At 65.4% G+C, this 23,932-nt stretch carries 17 protein-coding genes and 1 pseudogene; 10 read left to right on the forward strand and 8 right to left on the reverse strand.

Annotated elements, in window-relative coordinates; translation table 11 throughout:
* Positions 1–104 precede the first annotated feature (104 nt).
* On the reverse strand, positions 105–2,267 hold the full coding sequence (locus tag QSK30_RS31600; RefSeq protein WP_285508531.1) for an FtsK/SpoIIIE domain-containing protein: 2,163 nt from the start codon (positions 2,265–2,267) through the stop codon (positions 105–107).
* A 157-nt stretch (positions 2,268–2,424) separates the two neighbouring features.
* Between QSK30_RS31600 and QSK30_RS31605 the strand changes: the two genes are divergently transcribed.
* The gene (locus QSK30_RS31605) at positions 2,425–2,778 is read left to right on the forward strand and encodes a winged helix-turn-helix domain-containing protein (RefSeq protein WP_285508532.1); all 354 of its coding nucleotides are present in this window, start codon (positions 2,425–2,427) and stop codon (positions 2,776–2,778) included.
* Here QSK30_RS31605 and QSK30_RS31610 read toward each other — a convergent pair.
* Positions 2,762–2,956, reverse strand: a complete 195-nt coding sequence (locus tag QSK30_RS31610; RefSeq protein ID WP_285508534.1) for a hypothetical protein — start codon at positions 2,954–2,956, stop codon at positions 2,762–2,764. The two genes, QSK30_RS31605 and QSK30_RS31610, sit on opposite strands and share 17 nt — an antisense overlap.
* A gap of 348 nt (positions 2,957–3,304) precedes the next feature.
* Entirely contained in the window at positions 3,305–4,702 is a 1,398-nt protein-coding gene (locus tag QSK30_RS31615; RefSeq protein WP_285508536.1) for an NsdA family TPR-like regulatory protein, read from the reverse strand.
* Between the two features lie 258 nt (positions 4,703–4,960).
* On the opposite strand from QSK30_RS31615, the gene QSK30_RS31620 reads away from it, so the two are divergent.
* From QSK30_RS31620 to QSK30_RS31630, 3 genes are all read left to right on the forward strand, one after another.
* On the forward strand, positions 4,961–5,365 hold the full coding sequence (locus tag QSK30_RS31620; protein WP_285508538.1) for a hypothetical protein: 405 nt from the start codon (positions 4,961–4,963) through the stop codon (positions 5,363–5,365).
* A 40-nt stretch (positions 5,366–5,405) separates the two neighbouring features.
* Positions 5,406–5,612 carry a hypothetical protein gene (locus QSK30_RS31625; protein ID WP_285508540.1) on the forward strand — a complete coding sequence of 69 codons (207 nt, stop codon included), beginning with the start codon at positions 5,406–5,408 and terminating at the stop codon, positions 5,610–5,612.
* A 161-nt stretch (positions 5,613–5,773) separates the two neighbouring features.
* Complete coding sequence (locus QSK30_RS31630) at positions 5,774–5,956, forward strand: hypothetical protein (RefSeq protein WP_285508542.1); 183 nt, start codon at positions 5,774–5,776, stop codon at positions 5,954–5,956.
* Between the two features lie 996 nt (positions 5,957–6,952).
* Here QSK30_RS31630 and QSK30_RS31635 read toward each other — a convergent pair.
* A complete protein-coding gene (locus tag QSK30_RS31635; RefSeq protein WP_285508544.1) occupies positions 6,953–7,150 on the reverse strand; it encodes a hypothetical protein in 198 nt (65 codons plus the stop codon).
* Between the two features lie 311 nt (positions 7,151–7,461).
* Here QSK30_RS31635 and QSK30_RS31640 point away from each other — a divergent pair, with 311 nt between their 5' ends.
* Positions 7,462–8,319: a helix-turn-helix domain-containing protein gene (locus QSK30_RS31640; RefSeq protein WP_285508546.1), complete on the forward strand. Its 858-nt coding sequence runs from the start codon at positions 7,462–7,464 to the stop codon at positions 8,317–8,319.
* Positions 8,288–8,491 (forward strand): DUF397 domain-containing protein, encoded by a 204-nt coding sequence (locus QSK30_RS31645; protein WP_285508548.1) that lies wholly within the window; start codon positions 8,288–8,290, stop codon positions 8,489–8,491. Before QSK30_RS31640 ends, QSK30_RS31645 begins: the two co-directional genes overlap by 32 nt.
* Positions 8,492–8,887: 396 nt before the next feature.
* Here the strand turns inward: QSK30_RS31645 and QSK30_RS31650 are convergent, their stop codons facing one another.
* Positions 8,888–9,751, reverse strand: a complete 864-nt coding sequence (locus tag QSK30_RS31650; RefSeq protein ID WP_285508550.1) for a tyrosine-type recombinase/integrase — start codon at positions 9,749–9,751, stop codon at positions 8,888–8,890.
* 993 nt (positions 9,752–10,744) lie between these two features.
* On the opposite strand from QSK30_RS31650, the gene QSK30_RS31655 reads away from it, so the two are divergent.
* From QSK30_RS31655 to QSK30_RS31665, 3 genes are all read left to right on the forward strand, one after another.
* Complete coding sequence (locus QSK30_RS31655; RefSeq protein WP_285508551.1) at positions 10,745–11,977, forward strand: metallophosphoesterase family protein; 1,233 nt, start codon at positions 10,745–10,747, stop codon at positions 11,975–11,977.
* On the forward strand, positions 11,977–15,615 hold the full coding sequence (locus QSK30_RS31660) for an AAA family ATPase (RefSeq protein ID WP_285508552.1): 3,639 nt from the start codon (positions 11,977–11,979) through the stop codon (positions 15,613–15,615). Before QSK30_RS31655 ends, QSK30_RS31660 begins: the two co-directional genes overlap by 1 nt.
* Before the next feature lie 485 nt (positions 15,616–16,100).
* On the forward strand, positions 16,101–17,894 hold the full coding sequence (locus QSK30_RS31665; protein ID WP_285508553.1) for a TOPRIM nucleotidyl transferase/hydrolase domain-containing protein: 1,794 nt from the start codon (positions 16,101–16,103) through the stop codon (positions 17,892–17,894).
* A gap of 491 nt (positions 17,895–18,385) precedes the next feature.
* On the opposite strand, the gene QSK30_RS31670 is transcribed toward QSK30_RS31665, so the two are convergent.
* A complete protein-coding gene (locus QSK30_RS31670; protein ID WP_285508556.1) occupies positions 18,386–19,540 on the reverse strand; it encodes a helix-turn-helix domain-containing protein in 1,155 nt (384 codons plus the stop codon).
* Between the two features lie 94 nt (positions 19,541–19,634).
* On the reverse strand, positions 19,635–20,456 hold the full coding sequence (locus QSK30_RS31675; protein ID WP_285508558.1) for a hypothetical protein: 822 nt from the start codon (positions 20,454–20,456) through the stop codon (positions 19,635–19,637).
* Between the two features lie 320 nt (positions 20,457–20,776).
* On the opposite strand from QSK30_RS31675, the pseudogene QSK30_RS31680 reads away from it, so the two are divergent.
* Positions 20,777–21,558, forward strand: a pseudogene (locus QSK30_RS31680) (transposase family protein).
* 56 nt (positions 21,559–21,614) lie between these two features.
* On the opposite strand, the gene QSK30_RS31685 reads toward QSK30_RS31680, so the two are convergent.
* Positions 21,615–23,879, reverse strand: coding sequence for an NACHT domain-containing protein (locus QSK30_RS31685; protein ID WP_285508561.1), 2,265 nt, complete (start codon positions 23,877–23,879; stop codon positions 21,615–21,617).
* Between the last annotated feature and the right edge of the window lie 53 nt (positions 23,880–23,932).

The raw sequence follows: 23,932 nt of genomic DNA on the forward strand, positions 1-23,932 counted from the left end.
CCACCGACGACGCCGACAACGGAGCCTCGGGCGACTCACCCCAGTCGAGTTTGAGACCATCTACAAGGCCGCTCAGGCGGCTTGAGAACCATCAACCCCGAGTGTCAACCGAACCCGGGGCAGTCCCAGGGCTGGTTTTGGTTGCTAGTGGGCCTGCTAGGTCTAGCGGGGGTGGCCGCTAGGTCTCCGCCCGATGCCGCCCGGTGGCGGGCGCCGCTGGTGGTGGTGTCGCGGTGCGCGGCGAGGAGATCCGAGCGGCGAATCCCGCGTCGGTTGGCGCTTTTTCCGGTGGTTGTGGTGCCCCATACTTGCGATGTGGAAACCCCGTAGGGTTTCAGTGCCGCTGATAGGCCGCGTGCTTTGGTTTCCCCGTCGCGTTCGGCCCATGACCGGTAGATGTCGGGCCGCAAATCCATCAACCGATCCGCCAAGACTTCGAGCCAAATCTTTGTTTCCTCGGGGCGGGTGACCGCGACGAGATCGGCGAGCAGCGACACCGCGACGGGCTCATCGCGGGTGGTGGTGTCGCCGATGGCGTGCCCTGTGAGGGTGCCCGCCGCCGCGCGGGCGGCGTGCGCGCGCCCCACGACCGCTTCTGCTGCTTCGGCGGTGATGTAGGCGCATTTGACGGTGCGCGGCTCATCGGATGCCCCGATCAGGATGCCTATTCCCCGATCCTGCGCCGAAAAGCTAGTAGCGCGGATGCCCGCCCGGTAGGAGCTGGTGCCGAGCACCATGTCATTTTCTACCTGTCCCATAACCCGCAAACACAAACGCACGCCCACGTTCGCCGATATCGCGGTCGGAAGGGATTCGCGGTCGGGCCGCTGTGTCGCCAGGATCAGGATTATCCCGAGTGCCGGGCCGCGTTTGATCAGCGCCGTGCACAGGGCTTCTGCTTCTTGCCGATAATCGGGGTGGGAGAACAACTCTTGGATTTCGTCGACCGCTATAACGATGGGGTGCAGCCCCAACCCGGCGGCGGCCAACTGCGGGGTGACTTTGCTTTCCGGGCACACATCCCGTGGGAGCCGGGAAATCGTCTCCGCCCGGGAAACGAGCTCGTCGTGGACGAGCTGCCGCAGGCTATTCATGCACGCGTCGAGTGTGGCGGGTGTCGCCGCTCCCGAGGCGTAGTGGTGGGCGATTTTCTGGATATAGCCGTGATCCCCGGTGCCTTTGAAATCGAAAACCCGTAGTTCGGCGAGAGGGTCGAGGGCGGCGGCCAACAGCAACACCCGCAAGGCAAAAGACTTGCCTTGTCTGGGCATTGCTCCAATGAGGACGGAGGAGAACATCAGCGGCACACTCACGAGTTGTCCGCGTGGGTCCTGCCCCAGCGGAACGGGCTCGAACAGTGTTGTGGTGCCCCGTTTTTCTAGCGGCCATGCGACCGCGCGTGTTTGGCTCATGTCGTGGTCTCCGACCCATAGCACCAGGCGCCCGGCGTGTTCGGTGCGGGCGGGTTCTGGCCACACGCAGCCCACGGGGCGGCGTAGGCCGGAGGCGAGGCGGTCGCGGCGGTCGAGGATGTCCACGGCGGTGACCCCGTGGGGTAGGTCGATGTCCGCGCGCCAGCCGGGCCCGTCGCGGGTGATCGGCGCCGGAAACGACACCCCGCCACCGGCTTTCGTGGTTTTGTTGATTTCGGCGATCCCCAACGCCAACAGGGCGCGGGTGATGACGTCGGCGGTCAAGCGTTGCACCCGGTGCGGGATCACCGCCGGACCGGCGAGGGGCGCGTCGGCTGGGATACCGGCCCACCCCAACCCCGCCACCACCAGCGTGACCGCCGTGGCCCGGACCCACGTGGGGGCCAGCGGCGCCAGTAGCACGGCGACCACCACCAGGACGACCAGGACGGCGAGCAGGGCCAGGCGCAGGCGCACCCGCCGCCGCCGCTCGGCCACCAACCGCAGATACACATCGGGGGTGGCTTCGGCTACCGCCCCGGCCCGCAGCGGGCGCCCTTCCCCGTCGAGTACCCACGCGGCGGTTTCGGTGAGTAGGCGGGCGAGACCGCGCGGGGCGCACCAGGCCAGCCGCAGTACGTACAGCGGGAACCGCACGAGGTGGAACACGCTCAGGTGGGCGCCGTAGCGGGTGACCCAGCGGGCGGCGGCCCACAGAGTGACCCACGAGCGGACCCACCCCGGTAGCACCGGCAACAGCCGGGGCCGATGGGTCCACGGCAGGCACGGACCCCTATCAGGGCTATCGACGGGAATCGGGTCGGGATCGGCGGCGGATGGAGGTTCGGTACTCATCGCGATTTCTCCTTTCCGTTTCGCGCCCCCTGTGGGCACTGTTCGGACAGTACGCGATCAGCGCGAGCAGTGAGGGATCACCAACGGGTGATTCGATTGCGGTGAAACGGAATGGTGCACGCGGTGTGTGGGCTGTATGCGCGTAGAGTCCCCGCCTATGAGCGACACGACACCACCTGCGGCGCGAGCGCCGTATATGCGGATCGCGGACGAGTTGCGCGAGGACATCGCGGCGGGCCGTATAGCGATCGGCGACGCTTTGCCGTCCTATACGACGATTGCCCGCGCTCATGACGTGTCGGTGAGTACCGCCCAAAAAGCGGTGATGACGTTGCAGGCCGAAGGACTCGTGGGGGCCGTGCACGGCAGCGGCGTCTACGTCACCGCCGTCCCCGCGCCGGACCTTGACGCGCATGGGCACGACGAGGACCGGCTAGCGTCCATGGAAGCGCGTCTTGAAAGGATTGAGCACATGCTGGAAACACTCACGGCGCTCATCGATCGCGAGTGATATCGGGATCGAGGTGGGCGATCTGCTCCACCACGCGCGCGAGACGCACCTGGATCGCCTCCACCCGTTCGCGTAGATGCCGCACCCGCGCACGCATATCCTCGATACGGCTCGTATCCATAATGGACTCACCCATGACGTACTCCTGTTGGTAGACAAAGAAAATGGGCAGTGACACGCAACGGAATGGAACACTGTTGCGTGTGATTCACGAAATAGGGAAACATTTCGCTATTGCCTCGCGGGCGAGAATGCCCGGGGCTTCACCCGATCAGGGATCAGGGCGGCGTTAGATCGCCGTTGGTGCCGTCGACGCGCGGCGAGATCGGTCGCCGGTCGCGTGCTGCCGTGCCTGTCACGGGGCTTCCCTGCCTCGGGTCGGTTCGTGGTCCGTTGTGGACACCACGACACTAAGGCTCGGTGGGGGTGTTGGTGTAGACCACTGGAGGGTGAGATCCAGCCCACACCCACACGGGGCATGGGGCTGGACCACCCTTGCTCGCGCGCTCGTGACCGCCCAGGGCCGCTAGAGGTGGGTGGGAGCGGACAGCGTGGCGACCAGCTCACGCGCGCCGGAGTGGCGGGGATACAGGCGGGCGGCGTGCGCGATCCACGCTTGCCGATCAGTCAACCGCGACGAGCGCACCGTGGAGGACACCGCTAGGGCCTGGTGCGCGCTCTGACACCCGGCGTCGGGATCACCCGCGCGCAGCTGCGCGGTAGCGATCCCAATCAGATCGAACGCGCGCCGACGCGTGTCCGTTGCCGCCCGGGCTCGCAGTGATGTGCTCGCGTGCTCCAACGCCGTATCGGCGTAGGTGCGGTCGCGAGCGGACAGGGCGGCGTAGCACACCCCCGCGATGCCCTGGATTTCCGTGTGTCCCATGAAAGTCAGCCACGAAGGGGCGTCCCCGCAGGCGCGTTCCAGTTCCTCCGACGCTCGCGCCACCAACGTGGCGACATGGTGTGTCTTGCCCATCTCGCTGTAGGCCCACGCGCTATTGATGTGCATAAGCGCCACCGCGTGGGTGCTATCGGCGTCCTGCGCGGCGGCGTGGCCCAATTGGAACATTTTTAGGGCGCCGTCAGGGTCTTCGGCGTGCAGGAAAACCCTCCCCAGTTGCCACAAGATGGTGGCGGCGAGATCGGGTTGGTCGGCGTCTTTCGCGATCGCCAGGCCCATGCCCAGATGCCGTTTGGCGGTCGCGTGGTCCCCAATGTCGAAGCTCGCCCACCCCGCGACGCTGTAAAGGTCCGCGTGGGCGACCTGAATACGCCGTTTCACCGGATCGGTGCCGGACGCGGTGGCCAGGGAAGCGGCCCAGTCCAGGTAGCCGGTCGCGGCGGCCCGCACCGCGCCCCCGCCCGCCTGGCCGTCCTGGGCCCGCAAGAACGCCACCGTGTCCTCCAGGGTGACGGCGTCAGAGTCGCCGACCTTGCCCGGGAACGCCGCGGCTCCCGGTGCTGACGGTCCGGTCACCGCGGCGAGGCGGTCTAGGTCGACCTCCGACAGTCCGCCCACGATCGCCGCTTGAGCTACCAGCGCGATGAATGCCCGTCGCTGCACGCCCACTTCTCCTTTCACGGTCTCTCGCCCGTCGTGCGCCACCAGGTTCACCGCCGCGTGGGGGTCTGATCCCGGCGCGTACGCAAGGCCCATCAGCCCCCGAGGGATACCCAAACCCGTCGCGATCCGATCCAGCACCGCGTAGGACTGCACCAGGTGGCGGCGGTTCATGATCCGCGACACGTCCGGCTGGGTGTGACCGGTGAGCGCGGCGATCCGCCCTTGTGGCACACCCGCCCGTTTGAGCAGTTGAAACACGCTGGCGATGTCGTGCGCGGCCAGCGCGGTCCGCATCGTCGGAGCGTCCCAGATCGCCGGGTCGATCGGGGCTCGGTCCTCATCGTCGCCGACGTTCACGTGATTGCCTCCGGGTGCTACCCAACGCGTTCAGCCTCACCGTAGCTGACCGACCGCGCACCGTGACCCCATCAAAGCGGCGCTCCCGGCTCGGACCTGCGGATATGCGCCAAGTACATGCCCTCACCGCACACGTCGCCATGCCGGTTTGCCATGCCCAACCGCATGTGGGCAAGGGCGTGCGCGCGTCACCACCCCGGTAACAGGCTGCGACCAGCCCGACCGACACAGTCACAACGACACCAGGTGGGAAACCCCATGGCCGCCTCTACTGCGAACCTCGACACGTTCTGGCTGGACCTCTACCTCGGGGAGCTGCTCCGCCGACGCTGGTACGTCGGACCACTCGGCGACCCACACCGGCCAGCGGCGTTCGGCGCGAGCATAACGCGACCCAGCGCCGTGGACGTGGTCATGGTGTGGGGTGCGCGGGCACTGGCCTACCGGGCACCCCACATCGCCGGGGCTGACCCACTGCGGCCGCAATGGGTCACCGAGCATTACCGGGGTGATGTGTCGTGGGTACTGCGGTGGGCGTTGACCCTTGACCCACAAAACCCCCGCCGCTCGGTGCTGTACGCGGTCGGACCGTCCTTCACCACCCCGCACGGCACGAACACGATGCTTTCGCCTTACGCACCAACACGAACGCTGGTGTCGTGAATGACGGAGACCAGCTCGCCGCCGTGCACGCCCCCGTGACATGCCCACCCTGGAGCCGCGCGACCGCCGCCGTGTGACTCCCTACGCCGACCTCGCCCACACCGACAGCCCAGAGCACGAGTGGTTCGTCCTGTGCGCCGACGAGGAGTGCGGGTTCGCCGTCCCCACCGAATGCCCGTTCGACCCCTACGCCGTCGTGAAAGTGCATTACTGCGTGAGTCATATCGCTATCGACCACACCCGCTGAAAGCAAGGAAATTGGTTATGCGCCGTAGCGTTCTCGCGGCATCCGCGCTCGGAGTACTGGTATCTGGGACCGCGACCGCGTTCCTCCTTGGTCGCCGCAGCGCACGGCCCCGCCCGCGCCCATTCCTGCGACCGTATACGCGCGAGTCGTGGCCCTGGGGTGTGCCGTCGCTGATCGAGGACCTTCGCCACCTGATCACCTACGCCACTCAGGTCATCACATCCATTGAGACCGACAGTTTCGGCGAGGGCAACGAAATCGCGAATCTCACCGACACCGCGCGGGGCGTCTTCGAGTGCCTGCACTGGCTGGAACGGCACAAACGCCCCGAAGGCCACCCCTAACACGGCCTTCAATCCCCACATATCCACACCGATTCCCATACTCGGAGCACCCACCATGACCAGCGCCGCCGTAACCCACACCGTCCCCTACGTCACCGCCTGGAGCAGCGAAACCACCCCACCGGCCCGAGTCATCGCGCACCCGGCCGGGGGGATCGCCTATCCCGACGAAACCGTGGCTGATCGAGATCGGCGGGGCATCCTGTGGACCCGCGCACCCGCCACCCCCGGCACCGGGCGGCCGATATTCGGGGGCGTTCACCCTCTACGGCAACGCCGCGCCATGCGACGACTGCTGTGTCAGGTGTGCGGCGGCCCCGCACACCGCCACCCCGACGGCGGGGTTATGTGGATGCTGCGGGACTTCCGCCAAGACTGGCCCGGCTGGCCCGCCGGGATGGGCGTCACCGAACCCCCCATCTGTAAGGAATGCGCGGACCTATCCGCCCGCCTGTGCCCAGTCCTGCGACGCGGGCACGTCCTGGTCCGTGTCGGTAGCTACCCCATCGCCGGGGTATGGGGAGCCACCTACGAACCCGGTCCCACCGGGATGCGAGCTACTAGCGCCGACATACGTCGATTCGATGACCCCCTGATCCGTTGGACCCTCGCCCACAGCCTCGTACGACAATTGGACAACACCACGATCGTAGAGTCCAATTAGGACAAGCCAAACGTGGGGCCGGTTCGCGAAATCTCGTTCCCGCGAACCGGCCCCACGTTTTTAGTACGTTACCGCAGTTGATTACCTTCTCCGATCACTGCTCATTCACCCACAGATCAAATGACCTGTGAAGGCGACTCGCCCCAGCGCAGAGCGCATCAATTCGGCTCCGCAGGTCCACTGCCGGGTGCATCGCCAACCACAGGTACGGCTTGGCTGTAGCCAGATACCACCGCGCCCACACAGCATGATCCAACCCACGCGGTTCCGGATGGAGTTTTGTTACATACCAACGAAAGTCCCCGAAGTTCAGCGGCGCGCCTTTATGGGCCTTATCTTCCGCTGACACGCCTGTACGCCTCTTCAAGTTGCGGCAGCAGCACCGCCGCGTTGTCCTCGTCTATCACCAGGGTCATCTCTGCCACCCGCGACATCTGCCCGTCCGATCCGATCGAAATGTGAATCTCGCCGCCATAAACCGTGCACGTGATCGGACTGCCCTCCACTGTCGCTACGTACTCAGTACGCACTGACCCTCCCCTGCTCTCAAACGTAATGACCATCGTGTGATTGCCAAACAGGAGGCGGCAGTTCGATTTCGAACCCCTCATGCCGCCTCCTGTCATCTGTTTTCAAGATGTCCCCGCCCGTGACCCGGCGGGGAATGGCGCCGGTCGACTCCCTTTCATCGACCGGAGTCAATTGCCATTTATTGCCAACTTTTGCCGAATGGCTTGGAGGTAGTATCCAGGGCGCAACGAAGCCGCGCAATATATCAAATGGGGGAACGGCGTATAGGGCGGCAAATTTTAGAGAGGGCAGTTTCGTTATCATCTCGACCATGGCCACCACTGGGCGAGAATCATCACCTGTTGGCGCGGAATTGCGTGCCCTACGCAAAAGTCACGGCGCCACGCTCGGGGAAGTGGCCAAAGCACTTGGGGTTGCGCCATCTACTGTGCTGCGATGGGAGACCGGCGAACGAACGCTAAAGGTTCCCCACATAGCACGCTACGGGTCCGCGATTGGAGCTACACCAGAGCAGATCGACGCTATCAAAAGACTGGCATGGGAAACCTCAAAGCAATACCTGCCAAAGCGTCGGAAAATCGTGACCCTGCTTGAAATCGAGAGAAACGCCCAAATGATTACAACAGTATCGGCGCTACTAATACCCGGACTGCTCCAAACGGGAGATTACGTGCGGGCGATGCTTCGGCAAGACAACGCCGCTGACGACGAAATAGGCGGCATGGTGGCAGTCCGACTTGGTCGCAAGGACGCAATTAACCGACTGGGTGCGGCCAGACTTGTAGCTATTGTTGGCGAGGCCGCGCTTCATCTCATGATCGGCGGCCCGGATGTCATGGCGCATCAACTTAGAGAGTTACTCCAGATGTCAAGCAGGGCCAACGTTGAGATTCGAATATTACCCTTTGCTGCTGGCTGGTCGCCAGCAATACAAGAAGGACCATTCTCCCTGGTCGAGTTCGCAGACAAGCCTCCAGTCGTTCAGGTAGATCACAGCAAGCAGAGTCTGTTTTTCGAAGACACAAACGACGTTTCATCATTTATACGAATCGTCAGCCAGATTCTGTCAGCTGCGATCGACTCCGCACCCTCAGCGAAGTTGATTGCGGATCGTATCGAACAATTGGAGATCTACAGTGGCCGCTATCGATCTGAACATCCCCACTAAGTGGAGAAAATCCTCACGCTCAACCGGCACCGGTCAAGACCAGTGCGTCGAGGTTGCCGATAGCGGAGCCAATACCTTGATTCGCGATACCAAATCCAGGGAACTTGGACATGTCGCCATTACGCAAGCAGCGTGGAACAATTTTACCTGTTACATCAAGCAAAAAACATAGCCCCCGTGGCCCCGGGCCGTGTCGGTCCGGGGCCAGCGAACCCCTGAGTACTAGGCGTGGTCGCGGCGGACGTGGCGTTGCGCGAGAAGCCGTTTCACCGCCCGTACACCGACCCCGTACCTGTCCGCTACCTGGCTAGCGGTCGCGCCGGATCGGTAGAGATCCACCATGGCATCCAGTTCGGGACGCGTGAACCGGTCACGCAACCACCGGGACCGGGACGGCGCGGGGCGTGGTGACGTGTGGTCCTGGGACGGCCGTGGAGCGGCGGCATGCCTGATGTCGTGGTTTAGTTGAAGCTGTTCGAGCAGGTCAAAGCGGTTCGAATACCGACTCAGGAGCCCGACGGTCGTGATCAGCGGGCTTGTCCTCACGGACAAGCCCGCTGATCTCATTTTACGGGTTTGTGGTCGCAATGTGGTCGCCTGATTCCTGCCCGGCGTTGTCGAGTGCGTCGGCGATGGCCCCGACGGCTTGTTGGGCCGCGGGCAGCAGCAGGTGGGTGTAGACCTGCGTGGTGGTCGAGACCGTGGAGTGACGCAGCGTCTTCGACACCATGGCCAGCGGGACGTTGGCACTGATCATGGTCGTCGCGGCGAAGTGGCGGAGGTCGTGGACCCGGATCCTGGGCAGACCCGTCTCGGCGGTGAGGGCGTGGAAGTGGCGCAGCACGTACTCGGGGCGCCGTGGTTGGCCATTCTCGCGGGTGAAGACCAGGTCCCGGCCGGGTTGTCGGGCGGCTTGGTCCCGGAAGGCGGCGGCGACGCGGGGTGAGAGGCAGACCCACGCGTGGCTGGACTTGGTCTTCGGGGCGGTGAAGACCGGGGTGGTGTTCTTGATGTTCGACAGGGTGTGGCGGACCAGGAGCACCCCGTCGTCGAGGTTCACGTCTTCCCAGTGCAGGGCCAGCGCCTCTCCTTTGCGCAAGCCGGTGCCGACGAGCACCTCGAAGAGGTTCGTCAATCGATCCTCCTGCTCGGCGCAGTGGCGCAGGAAACGGGCCGCCTCGGCCGGTGTCCAGCACGCCCGCTCGTGCTTCGGCGGCCGGGGCACGGTGGCGTACCGGGCGGGGTTGTGGGACAGACGGTGCTGACGGACCGCGTCGCCCAGCGCGCTGGACAGGGTGGCCACGCACCGGCGCAAGGTGGTCGCACCGCGGTCGCGTCCGAGCCGGTCGCGTCCGAGCTGGTCGCGGATGTACAAAGCGATGTGCCGGTGACTGAGCTCCTCCAACCGCAGCGCCCCGAGCGCCGGGACCAAGTCCTTAACACATAGTCTTCGTACCCGGCCATGGTGGTCGGCTTGAGCTCCAACGCCTTGACCTGCAACCACCGGCGCAGGTACTCGGCCACCGTCTCCCGGTCGTCCACATGCAGACCGCTGCGCTCGTACTCCAACACCTTCCCCAGAGCGGATTCCGCATCCCGACGCGTCGCGAACCCGCTGCGGCGCATCGTCTTCCGGGCAGCGTTCACCGTCGCCAAGTCCACAGCGAACGACCAACGACCATGCCCCCTGGTCCCCAACTTCGGGCACCTCGCACCCCGCTGCCGCCCGTCAGGACCCCTGCAGGCGCACCGGCGGTAGACCCTTCCCCGTGTCGGACTTTTCATCACACACTCCTCGGCTCGAACGGTCCTGTCGGCGGGCCCACAACAGGCCGCCGCACCGAGCGTGCCCGCCGTGCGACCACACCGCGACCACAGAGACCGTTCGCCCTGGTCAGAGCGGTGACATTTGTGCGTTTGTCAAATGCTCGGCCATGGGCGGCCGCAGTACGAGGCTCGTGCCACTCCGATTCAACCCCTTGCACCCCGGATGTCGGCCCTCCGAGCATGCGTGGCCTTCTCCGCCTTTTTGGTGGTCTACCATGGACCGTCGAATGGGTGCGTCATGTGACCGCGACAGCGGCGGAGTGGTGGTAGTTGTGCCCCAAGATTTTGCAGGTGCTCGCCTGAGTTGGTGAACGGCACGATCTTGTTCTGCGACGGATCGGCCGATAGCCGCACCGACTGGCTACCATCGACGGCAGTCACACCATCGAATCAAGTTGTCGGTGGAAATCCCCTACCTTCGTTCGACTTCTCCACCATCCCGCAGCCAGTCGGCGCACCCGCAGTAAACCCGCCCGTCCCGTGCTCGTCCGAGATCGCGATCACCCGATCGTGTTCGTCGCCGGGTGTAGCGACAATCGGAGGTGTGGCGATTCGATCATCATGATGGTCTTGATCAACCGTGGTGTGGTGGGCTGACGTGCCCCGCATCGTCCACGCGGCCGACATCCACCTCGACAGCCAGCTGACCGGGATCACCAGGTACGCGGGCCGGGAGACCGCCGATCGCCTGGTTTCCGCGTCCCGTAGGGCCTTGGAGAACCTGGTGTCCCTGGCGGTCGAGCGCGAGGCTGACGCCGTCGTGCTCGCGGGGGACATCTACGACGGGGATTGGCGGGACTACGCCACCGGCCGGTTCTTCCAGGAGCAGATGAGCCGCCTGCACGACGAGGACATCCGCGTGGTCGTGGCCGCGGGCAACCACGACGCGGAGAGCGTGATCAGCCGCAGTGTCCGGCTACCGGACAGCGTCACGATCCTGGACGCCGACCGGGCCCAGACGGTGCTCTGGGAAGACCGGGGTATGGCCGTACACGGCCAGAGCTTCGCCAAGCGAGCGGTGACCGAGAACCTGGTCGTCGCCTATCCGGACCGCGTCGGTGGCCTGGCGAACGTGGGTGTGCTGCACACGGCGGTGGAGGGTGCTGAAGGCCACGACACCTATGCGCCCTGCAAGCCGGGGGACCTGAGCGCGAACAGGTACGAGTACTTCGCGCTCGGTCACGTCCACGCACGCCGCATCGTCAACGACGGACAGTGGGTCGCCGCCTTCCCAGGCAACCTCCAGGGCAGGCACATCAGGGAGACCGGGCCGAAGGGCGCTCTGGTCGTGGACATCGAGCCGGGTGGCCGGGCGCGACCGGAGTTCGTCCCGCTGGACGTTGCCAGGTGGGCGTCGCTCCAGGTCGATGTCACGGGGCGGGAGTCCTTCGACGACGCGATCGAGACCGTCGACCAAGCCTTGGCCGACGCCGCGGCAGCGGCGGGGACCAGGTTGTTGGTCGCCCGTGTGACCACGGTCGGCGCGACCACCGCCGCCGCTGAACTGGCCGACAGCGAGAGGCTCCGGGACGCGGTAGTGGACGCCGCGGCGAAGTGGTCAGTCACAGTCGAGAAGACGGGGTCGAAGGCATCCGTCCCCAGCGCTGACACCTCAGTGGACCCCGACCTGTTGACCGCCATCCAGCACGCTGGCCGTGATCTGGCCGCTGATCCGGCCGCCATCGAGGAGTTCGTCAGGCCACTGCGTGCAGAGGTCGGGCGCGTCCTGCGCAAGCGCGGCGTGGATCTCGGCTCCCCGGAGCACCACACCCGGTTGGTCGAGGACGCGGTCGCCTCGCTGCTGGTTCGCCTGTCCGGGGGAGGAGCCTGATGCGCGTTCGCAGACTGCACCTCGACCGGTACGGGGTGTTCGAGAACCGCTCGGTCGCCCTGGGACCCGCTCTCACGCTCGTGTTGGGCGACAACGAGACGGGAAAGTCCACCACGCTCGACGCTCTCGCCGATCTGCTGTGGTCCATACCCGCACGCTCCACGCGGGCCTTTCGGCACGGCAGGCCGATCCTCGCCCTGCACGCGGACCTGTGCTTGCCCGACGGCATCGAGTTGACAGTGACACGGCGGGCATCGGGATTGGTCGACGCTGGGACAGGCCTCCTCGTTCCGGAGAGCTGGCGCGGTCCGGGCGACAGTCGTGAGCAGTGGTTGCGGTCGTACGGACTCTCGCACGCCGAGTTGCGCAAGGGTGGCAAGAGCCTGTTCGACGGGGACGGTGACCTGGCTGAGCTGGTTTTCCGTGCCCGCAGCGGGCAGGACGTCGGCCACGTGCTCGACGAACTCACCAGGCGGTGCGACGAGCTGTACAAGTCCCACGGCAACGCCAAGAACAAGATCGTGCGCAAGACACTCCAGGACTTCGTCGTGGCATCCGAACAGGTCACGGAGCGCATGGTCGCGGCAGACCGCGTGCAGGAGGCCCTGCAGGAGATGAAGGAACTGAAAGGGCTGTGTGCTCTCGCCAAAACAGCGGTGGACGAAGCCCGGGGCGAGTTCGACCTAGTGCAGACCAAGCAGAGCGTGATGCCCAGCATCCGTGAACTCGTCGGCACCACGCGGCGCGTCGCGGAGGTCAGAGCGGAGGGGCCGTGCCTGTCTGAGTCCGAGCTGGCGGAACACGCTGAACTGGCGGCCCGGATCAAGCAGGCGGAGAGCGTCAAGAGCGGGTACGACCGGGACAACGACACCAAACGAGTCCAACTCGCCGAGGTGAGCGTCGATGAGGCCCTCCGCTCCGACCGCGGCACTGTCGGCAGGCTAAACCGCGAGGTCGAAGGCGCACTCCACGGCCGGGCAACCGCTGAGGAGTCCGAGGTAGAGGCCGAACGGCTCGATACCGAGGCGAGAAACACTCTCGCCTCCATCATTGTTGTGGAGCCCGAGCACCTCACCGCCGACCTGATCGGCCAGGTCTGGATCGGGGCTGACCGCGCCGCCGAACTCAGCGCGATGGCGAGTGGGTTGTCCGAGGCCCGGGCCGAGGTACGGCGTCGGAAGACAGCGCTCGAAACCGAAGAGACCGTTTTCGACGGCCTGGGCACGACCGAGACGACCGACCCGCAGGCTGTCGCGGCGGTTCGGGAAGCGGTGCGGGCGGCGACTCGAGAAGACTCCGCACACCAGTCGCATCGACGAGCGCAGGACGAGCTGCTGGTGGCGACCCGCCGCAAGGCGGCGAAGCTCGCCGAACTGGGTTTGCCCCCGTCCACGCGGATCGCGGCCCTTCCCGACGCCACCAGGGTCAGCGGCCTCCGAGACGACATCACCCGACTGCGGAACAGGGTCCACGCGGCTGAAGGTCGCGTGGTCGAGGCCGACACCGAACTCGTCGATACCGAGAAGGCGCTGCAGGGGATCGAGCAGCGGGAGATCGCCGACCACGACTCGCTCGCGGTCGCGCGACACGAGCGCGACGACCTGGTCGCGACGGCGATCAGTTCATGGCTGGGCGGCCAGCCCGTCGCCGCGGCGCCGCACCTGCCGACCCGGCTCGAACGCGCCGTGGCCCACGCGGACGACCTCGCCGACCGCCTGGCCGAAGATTTGGCCGCTGCTGCCGAGCGCCGTGCGCTCCTCGACCAGCTCGGACGGGTGAGTGGCGAGGCGGAGGAGGCCAGGGAGTTGCTCGGTGGCCTGGAGGAGGAACTCGCCCGCTGCGAACTGGATTGGAACCAGCTCTGGTCGCCCACGTCGTTGTCCGCCCCGCAACCGGCCGAGGCCGCGCTGCGGCTGAAGCAGTTGAACGACGTCCTCGCCGCCGAGGGTGACCTAACCGCAGCGGCGGCGGCGGTGCAGCTGTGGTGGCCCGAGGTCGAGCGGCAGCGAGACACCCTCGCCGCCCGCCTTGCCGAGGCAGGTCGCGATCGCCGAGGAGCCGACCTGCCGAGCCTGCTCGTCACCGCCGAGGAGCTGATCGCCGAGGATGACGCCGCGCGAGAGCAGCGCGTGCGCGCCACCGATCAGGCGAACCGACGGGAGAACGCGGCGGCGGACCTGCACAAGGCCCAAGGCCACCAGAACGAACTCGCCGCCGCCTGGCTCGACCGCACCACAGCTGTGGGACTCGCCGACCTTCGACCCGACGGTTGGACGCACCGGATCGGTGTGGTCGACCGCGCCAGGGAACTGCACGGCGAGGCGGAGGCAGCCGCGGAAGCGGGCAGGCGCGGTCGGTCGCGGTACGAGCAGTTCGCCGCCGACCTCAGTGAGCTGGCCGCCAGGCACCACATTGTGGCGGCAGAGCCTGCCGAGGGCTGCGATGAGCTCGCGCGCCGGTTGAGAACGGCCGACACCGCGGCGGCCGAGGCGTCGGCCCTGGCGAAGCAGGTCGACGAACTCGAAGCGAAGCGGGCAAAGGTCGACACGGCGCTCGGCCTGGACCGCGCGGCGCTGGCAGACCTGGTCGAACGGCTGGGGGTGGAAGACGTGGACGCTGCCGTCCTGCGGAGCAGAGACCTCGTGCGGCTCACTGAGCTGCTCCGGGACCACACGGACAAGGTCCGTTCTGCTCTCCCCGCGATCGAGGTGGCGTCCCTGGTCGCCGAGCTGAGCGAAGTCGAGGACGAGGTGCTCCAGGAACAGGTGGACGACGCCGAGGAGCGGCTCGTCGTCGCGGAGGAGTGTCAGAAGCAGAACCTGGAGAAGTTCGGGGCGGTGAAGCAGCAGCACAAGGAACTGGTCTCCCGTCCCGCGGTCGCCGAGTTGCAGTTCGCGGCGGAGGAGCAGGCAGCACTTCTCGACCAGCAGGTGGAGGAGTACCTGACCGTCCTGATCCAACGGGAACTGCTCGACGGAGAGCTGCGCGCCTACGAGGCCAAGCACGCCTCCCCGCTGCTCGACGAGGCCGGGCGCCTCCTCGAGAGGTTGACCGAGGGCCGCTACGTCGCGTTGCAGGCCCATTCCTCAGGCGGGGAGCAGTCGCTGCGGATCATCGACGTCGAGGACACCGCCCGCCGCACGGGCGAGATGTCCGAGGGAACGGCCGACCAGGTGTTCCTGGCGCTGCGGCTGGCGGGCATCGGAGCGCTGCAGGCCGAGCGCCGCACCCGCGGCCTGCCGGTGCTGCCGGTGGTGCTCGACGACGTCCTCATGGCCTTCGACGACACGCGCGCCCGCGTGGCGCTCGAGGTGATGGCGGACCTGGCCGAGGAGTGGCAGATCATCGTGCTCAGCCACCACACGCACCTCAGCCACCTGGCCGCTGAACTCGACCACGACCACATCAGCGTGACTCAGCTCGGCCCGGCACCGCCGATGAGCGAGGTGAATGGTGAGGATGTCCGGCGAAAAGCCCGCCAAGTCGTCACCCGGACAGCGACAATGACCTCACCGACAGCGCAACTGCGGGATACGGGACTGATCCGCGCATGGGCCAGGCAGAACGGTCATTCCGTGTCCGAACGGGGGCGGATCTCCACCGAGGTCAAGAAGGCCTACGAGGCCGCACACCGCTGAGACATCCGGGAAATGCGGCGAGACCACCGGGCGAAGTGGTAGATCTTGAAGTGCAACCCGAGGGAGTGTCGAGCCGCGCGGTGGGGGAATGTGAGCAACGTAGTCGGAGAACTCGCCCGGGTCCGCGGCGCGTCGAGCAGGAGCGAATACCTCTGAGCGTGGCCTTGGCGCAAGTCAGTTGAGGGCCGGACCGACGTGGGTGGTCGGTCAGCGCAGGGGCTCGTGACCCCTCCTTCGGGGTCGGCCGCAGACACTAGAATCTAGGCAGTTGACCCGCCAGTAAGGCTGTGTTCGTGCGGGAAACCGAAGAGCGGCGGAGTTCCTCACGGCGTGTCGCCGATGGGAGCCACCGTCGTTTCCTTAGAATCAGTCGATCGGAGATCCTGCCCGGGAAATCCGATGTCAACCTCATCAACCGTGATGCTGTCGGGGAGCATCATGCATGAACGGAGATCTCCGCACTCGTGCACTTGAAAAGTTTTTCTGTGAATGGCTTCCGTTCACTCGTCCAGGTCAAGGACGTCCCTATCGGCTCTCCGACCATCGTCGCCGGGCACAACGACGGCGGCAAGACCGCGTTGATCGACTCTCTGGCGTTCCTCCTCGGTGTCCGTCGACTCGAAGACGTCGACCGGTCCTACCTGTCCGGCACTGAGGATCGCTGCGAAGCCACTGACGTCGAGGGCGTGTTCTCCCTCAACGATTGGGAGCGGACCGAGTACTCGCTCCCCGCCGAGACCCGCATCAGGCGGATCGCCGACAGTGAAAGCACTGTGCTGCAGTGCTGGATCGCTGTTCCCGCCGACACGCGGTTGGCGGACCTATCAAAGTGCAAGGCGCCGGAACTCAAGGCCCTGGTACAGGAGCTTGCCTTGGAGCCTGCGGGCACGCGGATGGCGGACAACCTCGCAGTGCTGCTGGAGCACGCACGAGCCAACACCTCTGGTGAAGCTTGGACTCTGGCGCCGAAGGGGCTCGCCGCCCGTCTGCCACGAATCCTCCAGTTCGACGGCAACGCCGAAAACCCCGACGTCGCTGTCAAAGCGGCGCTCACTTCGCGTTTTCAGGCCATCGCCGACGACCCGGACCTGCGAGGCCGTCTGGCGGAAATCGAGACTGACGTCAAAGACCGGCTGTGTACCGAGTCGAAGTCGCTGCGAGACCACATCATGCTTCGCTGTCCCGATCTCACCGATGTCGCGGTCGATCCCGACATTTCTTTCACCCACGGTTTCCGCGGTGCTTCGCTGAAGATCTCCCGACCTCACGGCGGGCCGGTCGACCTCACCAGGTCCGGGCGCGGCAGCGGACGACGAATATCGTTGGCGATCTGGGAGTGGACCAGCAACCTCTTGGCGGAGCAGAACTCCGCCCAGGACGAACTGGCCGAAGGCGGTGCCCCGGCGGTCGGACCGGTACAGACGATCGTCTACGACGAGCCCGACACCCACCTGGACTATGCCCACCAAAGCAAGGTCATGGCACTCATCCTCGAGCAGAGCGCCATCCCGCATGTGAACGTCGTGGTGGCCACGCACTCGATGAACCTCATCGACGGAGTCGACATCGCCGATGTCGTGCACCTGAAACTGGAGTCGGGCCGGAGCGTCGTCGAACTGCTGGGCACCGAGACCCACGAGAACATCGACAGGTTCTTGGGCAAGATCGCCGCGAGCGTTGGCTTGCGCAACACGGTCCTGCTGCACGAGCGGTTCTTCCTCGGAGTCGAAGGTGACACCGAACAGCAGGCCTTCCCGCACCTGTTCCGACTGTCCGAGGGACTGTCATCGCAGGCGGCAGGCATTGCGTTGTGGTCGTGCGACAACAACGAAGGAGCCCTGCACCTGGCCCGCTACCTGCACGACCACAACCGGAAAGTGCGAATCTTGGTCGACGCAGACAGTCGCACCAACCCGATGTTCCAGGACAAGCGGCTCGCACATCACTTCGGACCAGACAGAGGCCACATCGTCGAATTCGTTGGTGAACCCGACGAGGTCGAGGAGTTTGAAGCATTGTTCACCGATGAGTTGTGGGCGCGCGTTGCCAACCAGCAATGGAAGCGCGACAAACCGTGGACTGCAGACGAATTTCACGCCGCACGAGGTGGAAAATTCAGTTCGATCGTGCAAGAGATGCTCCAGTCCGGCAGCGAGACCGGTCCGGGCGGCAAGCCCCAGATGATGGCCGACCTTGCCCTGTCGCTGCGATCGCCGGAGGAAGTACCGAGCCAACTACGGCAACAGTTTCATGAGATGCGGGCGCTAGCCGCAGAGTAGGAATCCACTGGCGTCCTCTGGTGTGTCGGTGACGCGCTCCCGCCGTTCGCGCATTCGTTGCTTACGCTGGTCGTCGGTTGGCACCACCCAGTGGTGCCAACCGATCGGCGGCTTCCACCTCCGGTAGTGCTCCCGTTCCTCCAGACCGCACCAGCGGCAACCATTGGGCCTGGTCAGGGGCACATCTTCTCGATCTCCGTCGCCAGTCATACGCCCTCCCCGTCTGCGCCTCTAGTTCTACCCCCAACCACCGACATTTTCTGATCGACAGATCAAACCCCCAGGTCAGCGATGCATGACGCCGGACGATGACCCACCTACGCGACGTCTGCGTAGAGCACCGTAGGCGAGTGGCTGCAAGATCAGAACTGAAGATCTCAGCCCACTCAAACAAGCGTCAATCGTGCTGAACATGCGGCGGCAGATGTCCTGCGCCATGCAGCACCATCCGGCCCGACACTCCTATCGACCATCAGGCCACAACCCGGCGACTACTCAAGTGCAGGCGAAGTCAGGCTGATCCTGTCATCGGTGAGGTTGTGAACCAGGCGCAGAACTGGGCGTTCGTCGCCCATGTCGAGGATCCGTCGCACAGCGCCCACCTCCCATGCCAGTTCGTCGGCCAGGTCGGCGATCGTCAGCCCGTGGCCGCATGCGAGGGAGAAAGCCTTGCTGAGGAGAGCAGGCTGTTCGCCTGGGAAGTTCCCCAGAGGTTCGGGTTTGCCGAATCCAGGGGCGTCGTTCAGCGCGCGGAGGCGGATGTACGCCCGGCTTGCCGAAGAGTCCGACAGCAGACCGAGTTCGCGGCACCGGTACAACAGGGAGTGCACGGACACTCCCCACACTTCGCGCAACGCCGACAACTTGTGGAGGTCGGCGCGAGCGGGCAGATCGGATGCGATCGAGTCTTTCGGGGTCAGGAACTCGGCCGCGAACGCGTCTGCTTCACGTTCTTGTGCGATGTCCCCGGGTGTGGTGTCGCTGTGCAGCACGAGGTGTGCCAGTTCGTGAGCGGCGGTGAACCTATGCCGGTAGACGTCGTTGGTCCGGTTCGGGGTCAGGACGATCACCGGTCGGGGCAGGTGCGATGTGGAGAACGCGTCCACTGTGGCCAGGTCTTCGTCCCGGGGAGGGGTGACCACGATGATGCCTTTGGACTCCAACCTGCGCACGAGGTGGGTGATCGGGCCGGTGCCGAGGCCCCAGGCGACCCTCAGCGCCCGCGCGGCCGCCGCGGGCTCCCTTGGGAGTTCGGTACCCGGATCGACCTCGCCGCCGGTGAAACCTGGAACGTCCACGTGAGGCAGACGAACCCTCTTCTCCAGCGCGTACGCCAGCTCCCAGACCTGCTCGGTGAGCGAAGTCGCCTTGGCGCGCTGGTAGGCGCGTGTGCTGCGCAGGCTTCGGAAGTGCGCGGCCGAAGGGTCCAACCGGCCATGTGGGCGGCCTGCGAGGAAGAACGCCAAAGGCACGTCGAGAGCCTCGGCGAGCCGGATGAGGACGTCCGGTCGTGGACGGTTGGTACCCATCTCGTACTGACTCACCGCGGCGGGCGTCACGCCCAAGCTGTCGGCCACCCACCGCTTCGTCTTTCCCGCCAGGTTGCGGGCTTGGGTCAGACGGACTGGGTCGAACGCGTCCTGCACGGCAGCCGGGCTGGGCCGGAGCGTGCGGGTTCCGCGCCGGTTGCGCCCTCCCCGATTCGTGACGGAGAATGGATGGTTGGACTGGTCTGTGTCGTCACTCATCGTTTTCGGCGGCTGATCCTGGGTTGTCCGGTTCTGCTTCGGATGCGGGAAGCTCATCCTTGTCGCCGTGCAAGGCGACGTCGAGGTCAGGCTCGTCACCCTGGGCGAAGCCTGGCACACTGGCCGCGGTGCCTGTGGGACGCAACCTGGTGTCGTGCCCGCCCGCGGCAACCTGGTCAGCGATGCTGAGGTCCATCCGCTCAGGGGTCCACGCCATCCTGCCGTCGTCCTCCAAGGACGTCGGAGTGCCCCACCACGCGGCCTGGATGTCATCACTGTCGGCGTTGGCGACGTAGGCGATGTACACGACTGTCAACTCCAACTCCCTCGCGTCCGCCGCCACCTGGCCGACGGTCGGGGACTCGAGTGATTCGACCGAGGTGTCCCCAACGATGGCCTCGTCGAACAAGGTGCGCTCGGGCAACACCCCGTGCTCCCGAGAGATCCGCCGCGGAAGCAAGCTACCCAGCTGCGCCTGAGCGATCGGCTTGTTCATCGTCGTCGAGTGTCGGAAGGGGATCAACACACGACCGTTGACGACCGCCAAGTGGTAAGAGGCCCCCGGCGGCTTGATCATCTCAAACCCGGGCAGGTCAGCCAGCGCGAACTGTTGGACGACCAACTCGTACCGCGTATTCCAGAAGCTGCCGTACGGGTGGTTGCCGGTCGCCCCCTCGGCCCGGGCAACAGCCTGCACCGCACGCGCGCCCAACTGCCCACGCCGCAAACCCTTGACGACATACCTCTCGACGTCCACGGCAGCATCGCCGAACTGCTCCGACGCCCACCTCGACGGCACCTTGCTCGCGGCCAAATCCCCTCCAGCCCAGATGCTTACGTTAGTGAGCACAACCTACCTCATGGGCTTAACTTTTTCCCAACTGGTGCCCACGTATGCCTCAACATGGCGTTGCTGAGGTAGGGCGCCGCCAAGCATCGACGGGTGGCGCCACGAAGCCTCGACCCCAGCCACCCGGGAAGACGGTGGACACGCAGCAATCGGTTGAGTAGGAGCATCTCGGCGCTCACGCTACCCAAGGCTTTAACCTGCATGGATGAAGTTATCGGCAGGCGCAATGTCTCGTAACTCACATCAGGGTGATCTTGGGTGGTGTTCGAGGTGATCATGCTGTGGTGCAGGTGATCTCGACGTCGCGGTCGGAGTGGATCGCCCCGTTCACGGGGCTCACGCCCGGGCAGTTCCGCAAGCTTGTGCGGGTCGTGGCCGAGCGTGGCGGGGACGCGGTGGCCGATGGCCGTCCGGGCAGGCAATGGCGGCTGGACCTGGCCGATCGGGTCCTGTTGGTCGCCGTCTACTGGCGCACCAATCTCACGATGCGCCAGATCGGGTTGTTGTTCGGGGTGTCGCACTCCGCGGCCCACCGGGTCATCGACACCATCGGGCCGTTGCTGGCGTTGGGCCCGGTCCGCAAGCGCCGAACCGACCAGGTCGCGATCGTGGACGGGACCCTGGTCCCGACCCGCGATCACCGGGTCGCGGCGAAGTCGAAGAACCACCGCTACTCCACGAACCTGCAGGTCGCCATCGACGCCGACACCCGCCTGGTCATCGCCACCGGGCAACCCCTGCCGGGCAACCGCAACGACACCACCGCCTACCGCGACTCCGGCATCGCCGCGGACCTCACCGGACGACCGGTCATGGCCGACGGCGGATACCAGGGCAACACCGGTGTGATCATGCCCTACCGCAAACCCGCCAAAGGAAAACCACCACTGCCCGACTGGAAAACCGACCTCAACACCACCCACAAGCGCGTCCGCGCCCGCGTCGAACACGCCTCGCCGACATGAAGGTCTACAAGATCCTGCGCGACTACCGCCGAGCCGCCCACACCCTGGCCGCCACCGCCGCCGGGATCGCCTTCCTCCACAACCTCCCCCGAACCACCTGACCAACCCACCCGACAACCCCCACACACCAACAACAAGATCAGTTACGAGACATCCGTTAGTCGGCATCTCCAACCGCCGCTTTCGGTGAATCGTCGTCGTGCGGGCATGGTGGGGCGAGATGGTCTTGAAGGCTAGCGTGTCGGAATTGGTAGATGGGGCCGACCGAGCGGAGCAGGCGGCGCTTGTGGGCGTCTTCAATGAAGGCGATGAGGCGTATCGGGATACGGTGCTTCGAGGCGAGGTGGAGCTGGTTGACCCATACCGACCAGGCCGTAGAGGTGGTCAGGCCGCCCGCGACGCCCCCCGCCAATGCGCACATTATCGCCAAATGCGAGTCGGCCGACGGCGATATTGATGACTTGTAGCGTGCTGCCATCACTCCGAGAATGGGGATAAAGGCGAGACCAGCGAGGACTCCCCAGATAATGGAGACAAGCAGTTCGGATCGTCCGAGAGTTCGAACTTCAGCGGTAGTCTCGAGCCAGTTCTGATTGTGCCGGTCGTGCCCCAGACTATACATGAGTCCTGCCATCACGCCCCCCGCAAGCATCGAGATAGCGCCGGCAGGCCCCGTGGTTCGCCAAGAAAAGAATCCAAATCCGGCACCAATTGCCGTGGAGCACAAGAAACTTCGACTTCGAAGAGTTCTAGTCCACATTCGCATGTCGATATTCGCTGGACGGCATGTTCCTCGAACGCCGCCTGAGAGGCCCGTGATGAGCCCCACGGTGAGCCCTCCGATGAACCCGAACACCAAGGCGTTGGTGATCTGCTTAGTTGCTGCGGCGATGAGTAGGATCAGAAGTCCCCCAAAAGCGCCGTTGACCACGCCACTCATGTCCCACTGAGCACATATGAAGCCTGCCAGGAGTCCGCAGCCGAGTCCGATAGCGGAGGTGAGTGATCCGGTCAACCCGAACACCACGCCGCCCGCGAGTCCGAACACGAGCGAAGCGAACGCGCCGTGGGTGAGTGTTCCCGCGATGCCAGCGCCCCAGCCGGGGATTCGCCACCACCTGAGATCCCGGGTGTTGTCGTCGCGGAGATACTCGGCGAGAACAGTGAGAGCGCGCACTGCCGTGTCGGACGAGTAGGGCGGGGACACATGACCGGGTTTAGGTGTGTAAGCAACTGTGATGGCGCGATCTAGGAGGTGCCTATTGATTTCCGCAGGTGTAGCGAACCGTTCAATGTCGAGTAGTTCACCAGGATCTCCTAAGTCTGGATCCGGCAAGGGGCGCACTTGGTAGATATCTCGGATCAGGGTGATGGTCAGCGGGTTGTCGACCGCGGCGGTGAACGGTGTGTCGTTGTTGGAAGCAAGGACGTTGAGGAGCTTTCGCCACGGGGACGGTGGTGGGTCGAGCAGGGAGTGCCGCAGGTAGGTGAGGGCGTCCGCGCGGGTGAGTGCTTGCAGTTCGAGGGTCGCGGCGCTGGTCAGAATGTACTGCTCGGCCGTCCCAACCAGTTCCTCCGTGCGCGTGAGCAGCACCAGCCTAAAGGTGGACTGGCCTGCCAGAGCGCGCACGGCAACGGAGCGGTTGGCTGCGTCCATCTCGTCGAGACCATCGAGGAAGACCGCGATGCGACCGGTGGCAAGGAGGTGTGACGCGTGCGTCCGGTGCTGGTTGCGCACGAACGGAGTCAGACCGCCGAGTTTGCCGACCAGCCAGTCATGCACCGCCGTGGTGTTGGGGTCCCATCCGCTCAGGGTGAATAAGACGGGCACCGGTACTCGAGAACGCAGGTTCTCAGGCGTGCGGTCTCGGTAGGCCAACGCCTCCAGTAGCAGCAGGATGGCGGTAGAACTCTTCCCCGAACCCGGCTGACCAGTAATGATGACCCGTCCCGATGCCAAACCACCGTAGATGCGGTGCAGGTCGCGGTCGGTGCCCTCGCATAGCATCCCCTGAGTGACCCGATCCAGCCCGGGGAGTGGGTCGAACCCGCCCGCCTGAGAACTAGTAGCGGCGGTGACGGGCCCCGCGACGGCGCGGGTGCTGCGGCGCCATCGGATCGGCAACGGCCGTGGATGCAGGAGGCCCCGGTCCGCTGCCGCGGCGGTCCACTGTTCGCGGACGGCGTTCGCCAAGAGGTCGGCCAGTTCGTCGGCGCGTGGTTGCCCGCTATCACCGGCTGCCCAATCGCGCAGAACCGGTATCAAGGCGATCACTAAGCCGATGGCCGCCAACACGAACTGGCCGTATCCACTGGCATCGGTCCTCGCCGAGCCCGGGATCAGCGTGACCCGCAGCACCCACCAGGTCAGACCGGCCCCCGCGAGCAACAGACCGACCACCACGACAACCTTGCGCGACATACTGGGGTGATCGTTGCGCGGTCGAACATCGTCACATGTTTGGAGGGCTCACT

It is taken from the genome of Actinokineospora sp. NBRC 105648 (assembly GCF_030269645.1).
In the GTDB taxonomy this organism is placed as follows: Bacteria; Actinomycetota; Actinomycetes; order Mycobacteriales; family Pseudonocardiaceae; genus Actinokineospora.

Coding starts and splice junctions, on each gene's coding strand:
- QSK30_RS31620 (WP_285508538.1), top strand. CDS start 4,961: ATGGCCGCCTCTACTGCGAACCTCGACACGTTCTGGCTGGACCTCTAC.
- QSK30_RS31685 (WP_285508561.1), bottom strand. CDS start 23,879: ATGTCGCGCAAGGTTGTCGTGGTGGTCGGTCTGTTGCTCGCGGGGGCC.
- QSK30_RS31605 (WP_285508532.1), top strand. CDS start 2,425: ATGAGCGACACGACACCACCTGCGGCGCGAGCGCCGTATATGCGGATC.
- QSK30_RS31660 (WP_285508552.1), top strand. CDS start 11,977: ATGCGCGTTCGCAGACTGCACCTCGACCGGTACGGGGTGTTCGAGAAC.
- QSK30_RS31600 (WP_285508531.1), bottom strand. CDS start 2,267: ATGAGTACCGAACCTCCATCCGCCGCCGATCCCGACCCGATTCCCGTC.
- QSK30_RS31640 (WP_285508546.1), top strand. CDS start 7,462: ATGGCCACCACTGGGCGAGAATCATCACCTGTTGGCGCGGAATTGCGT.
- QSK30_RS31625 (WP_285508540.1), top strand. CDS start 5,406: ATGCCCACCCTGGAGCCGCGCGACCGCCGCCGTGTGACTCCCTACGCC.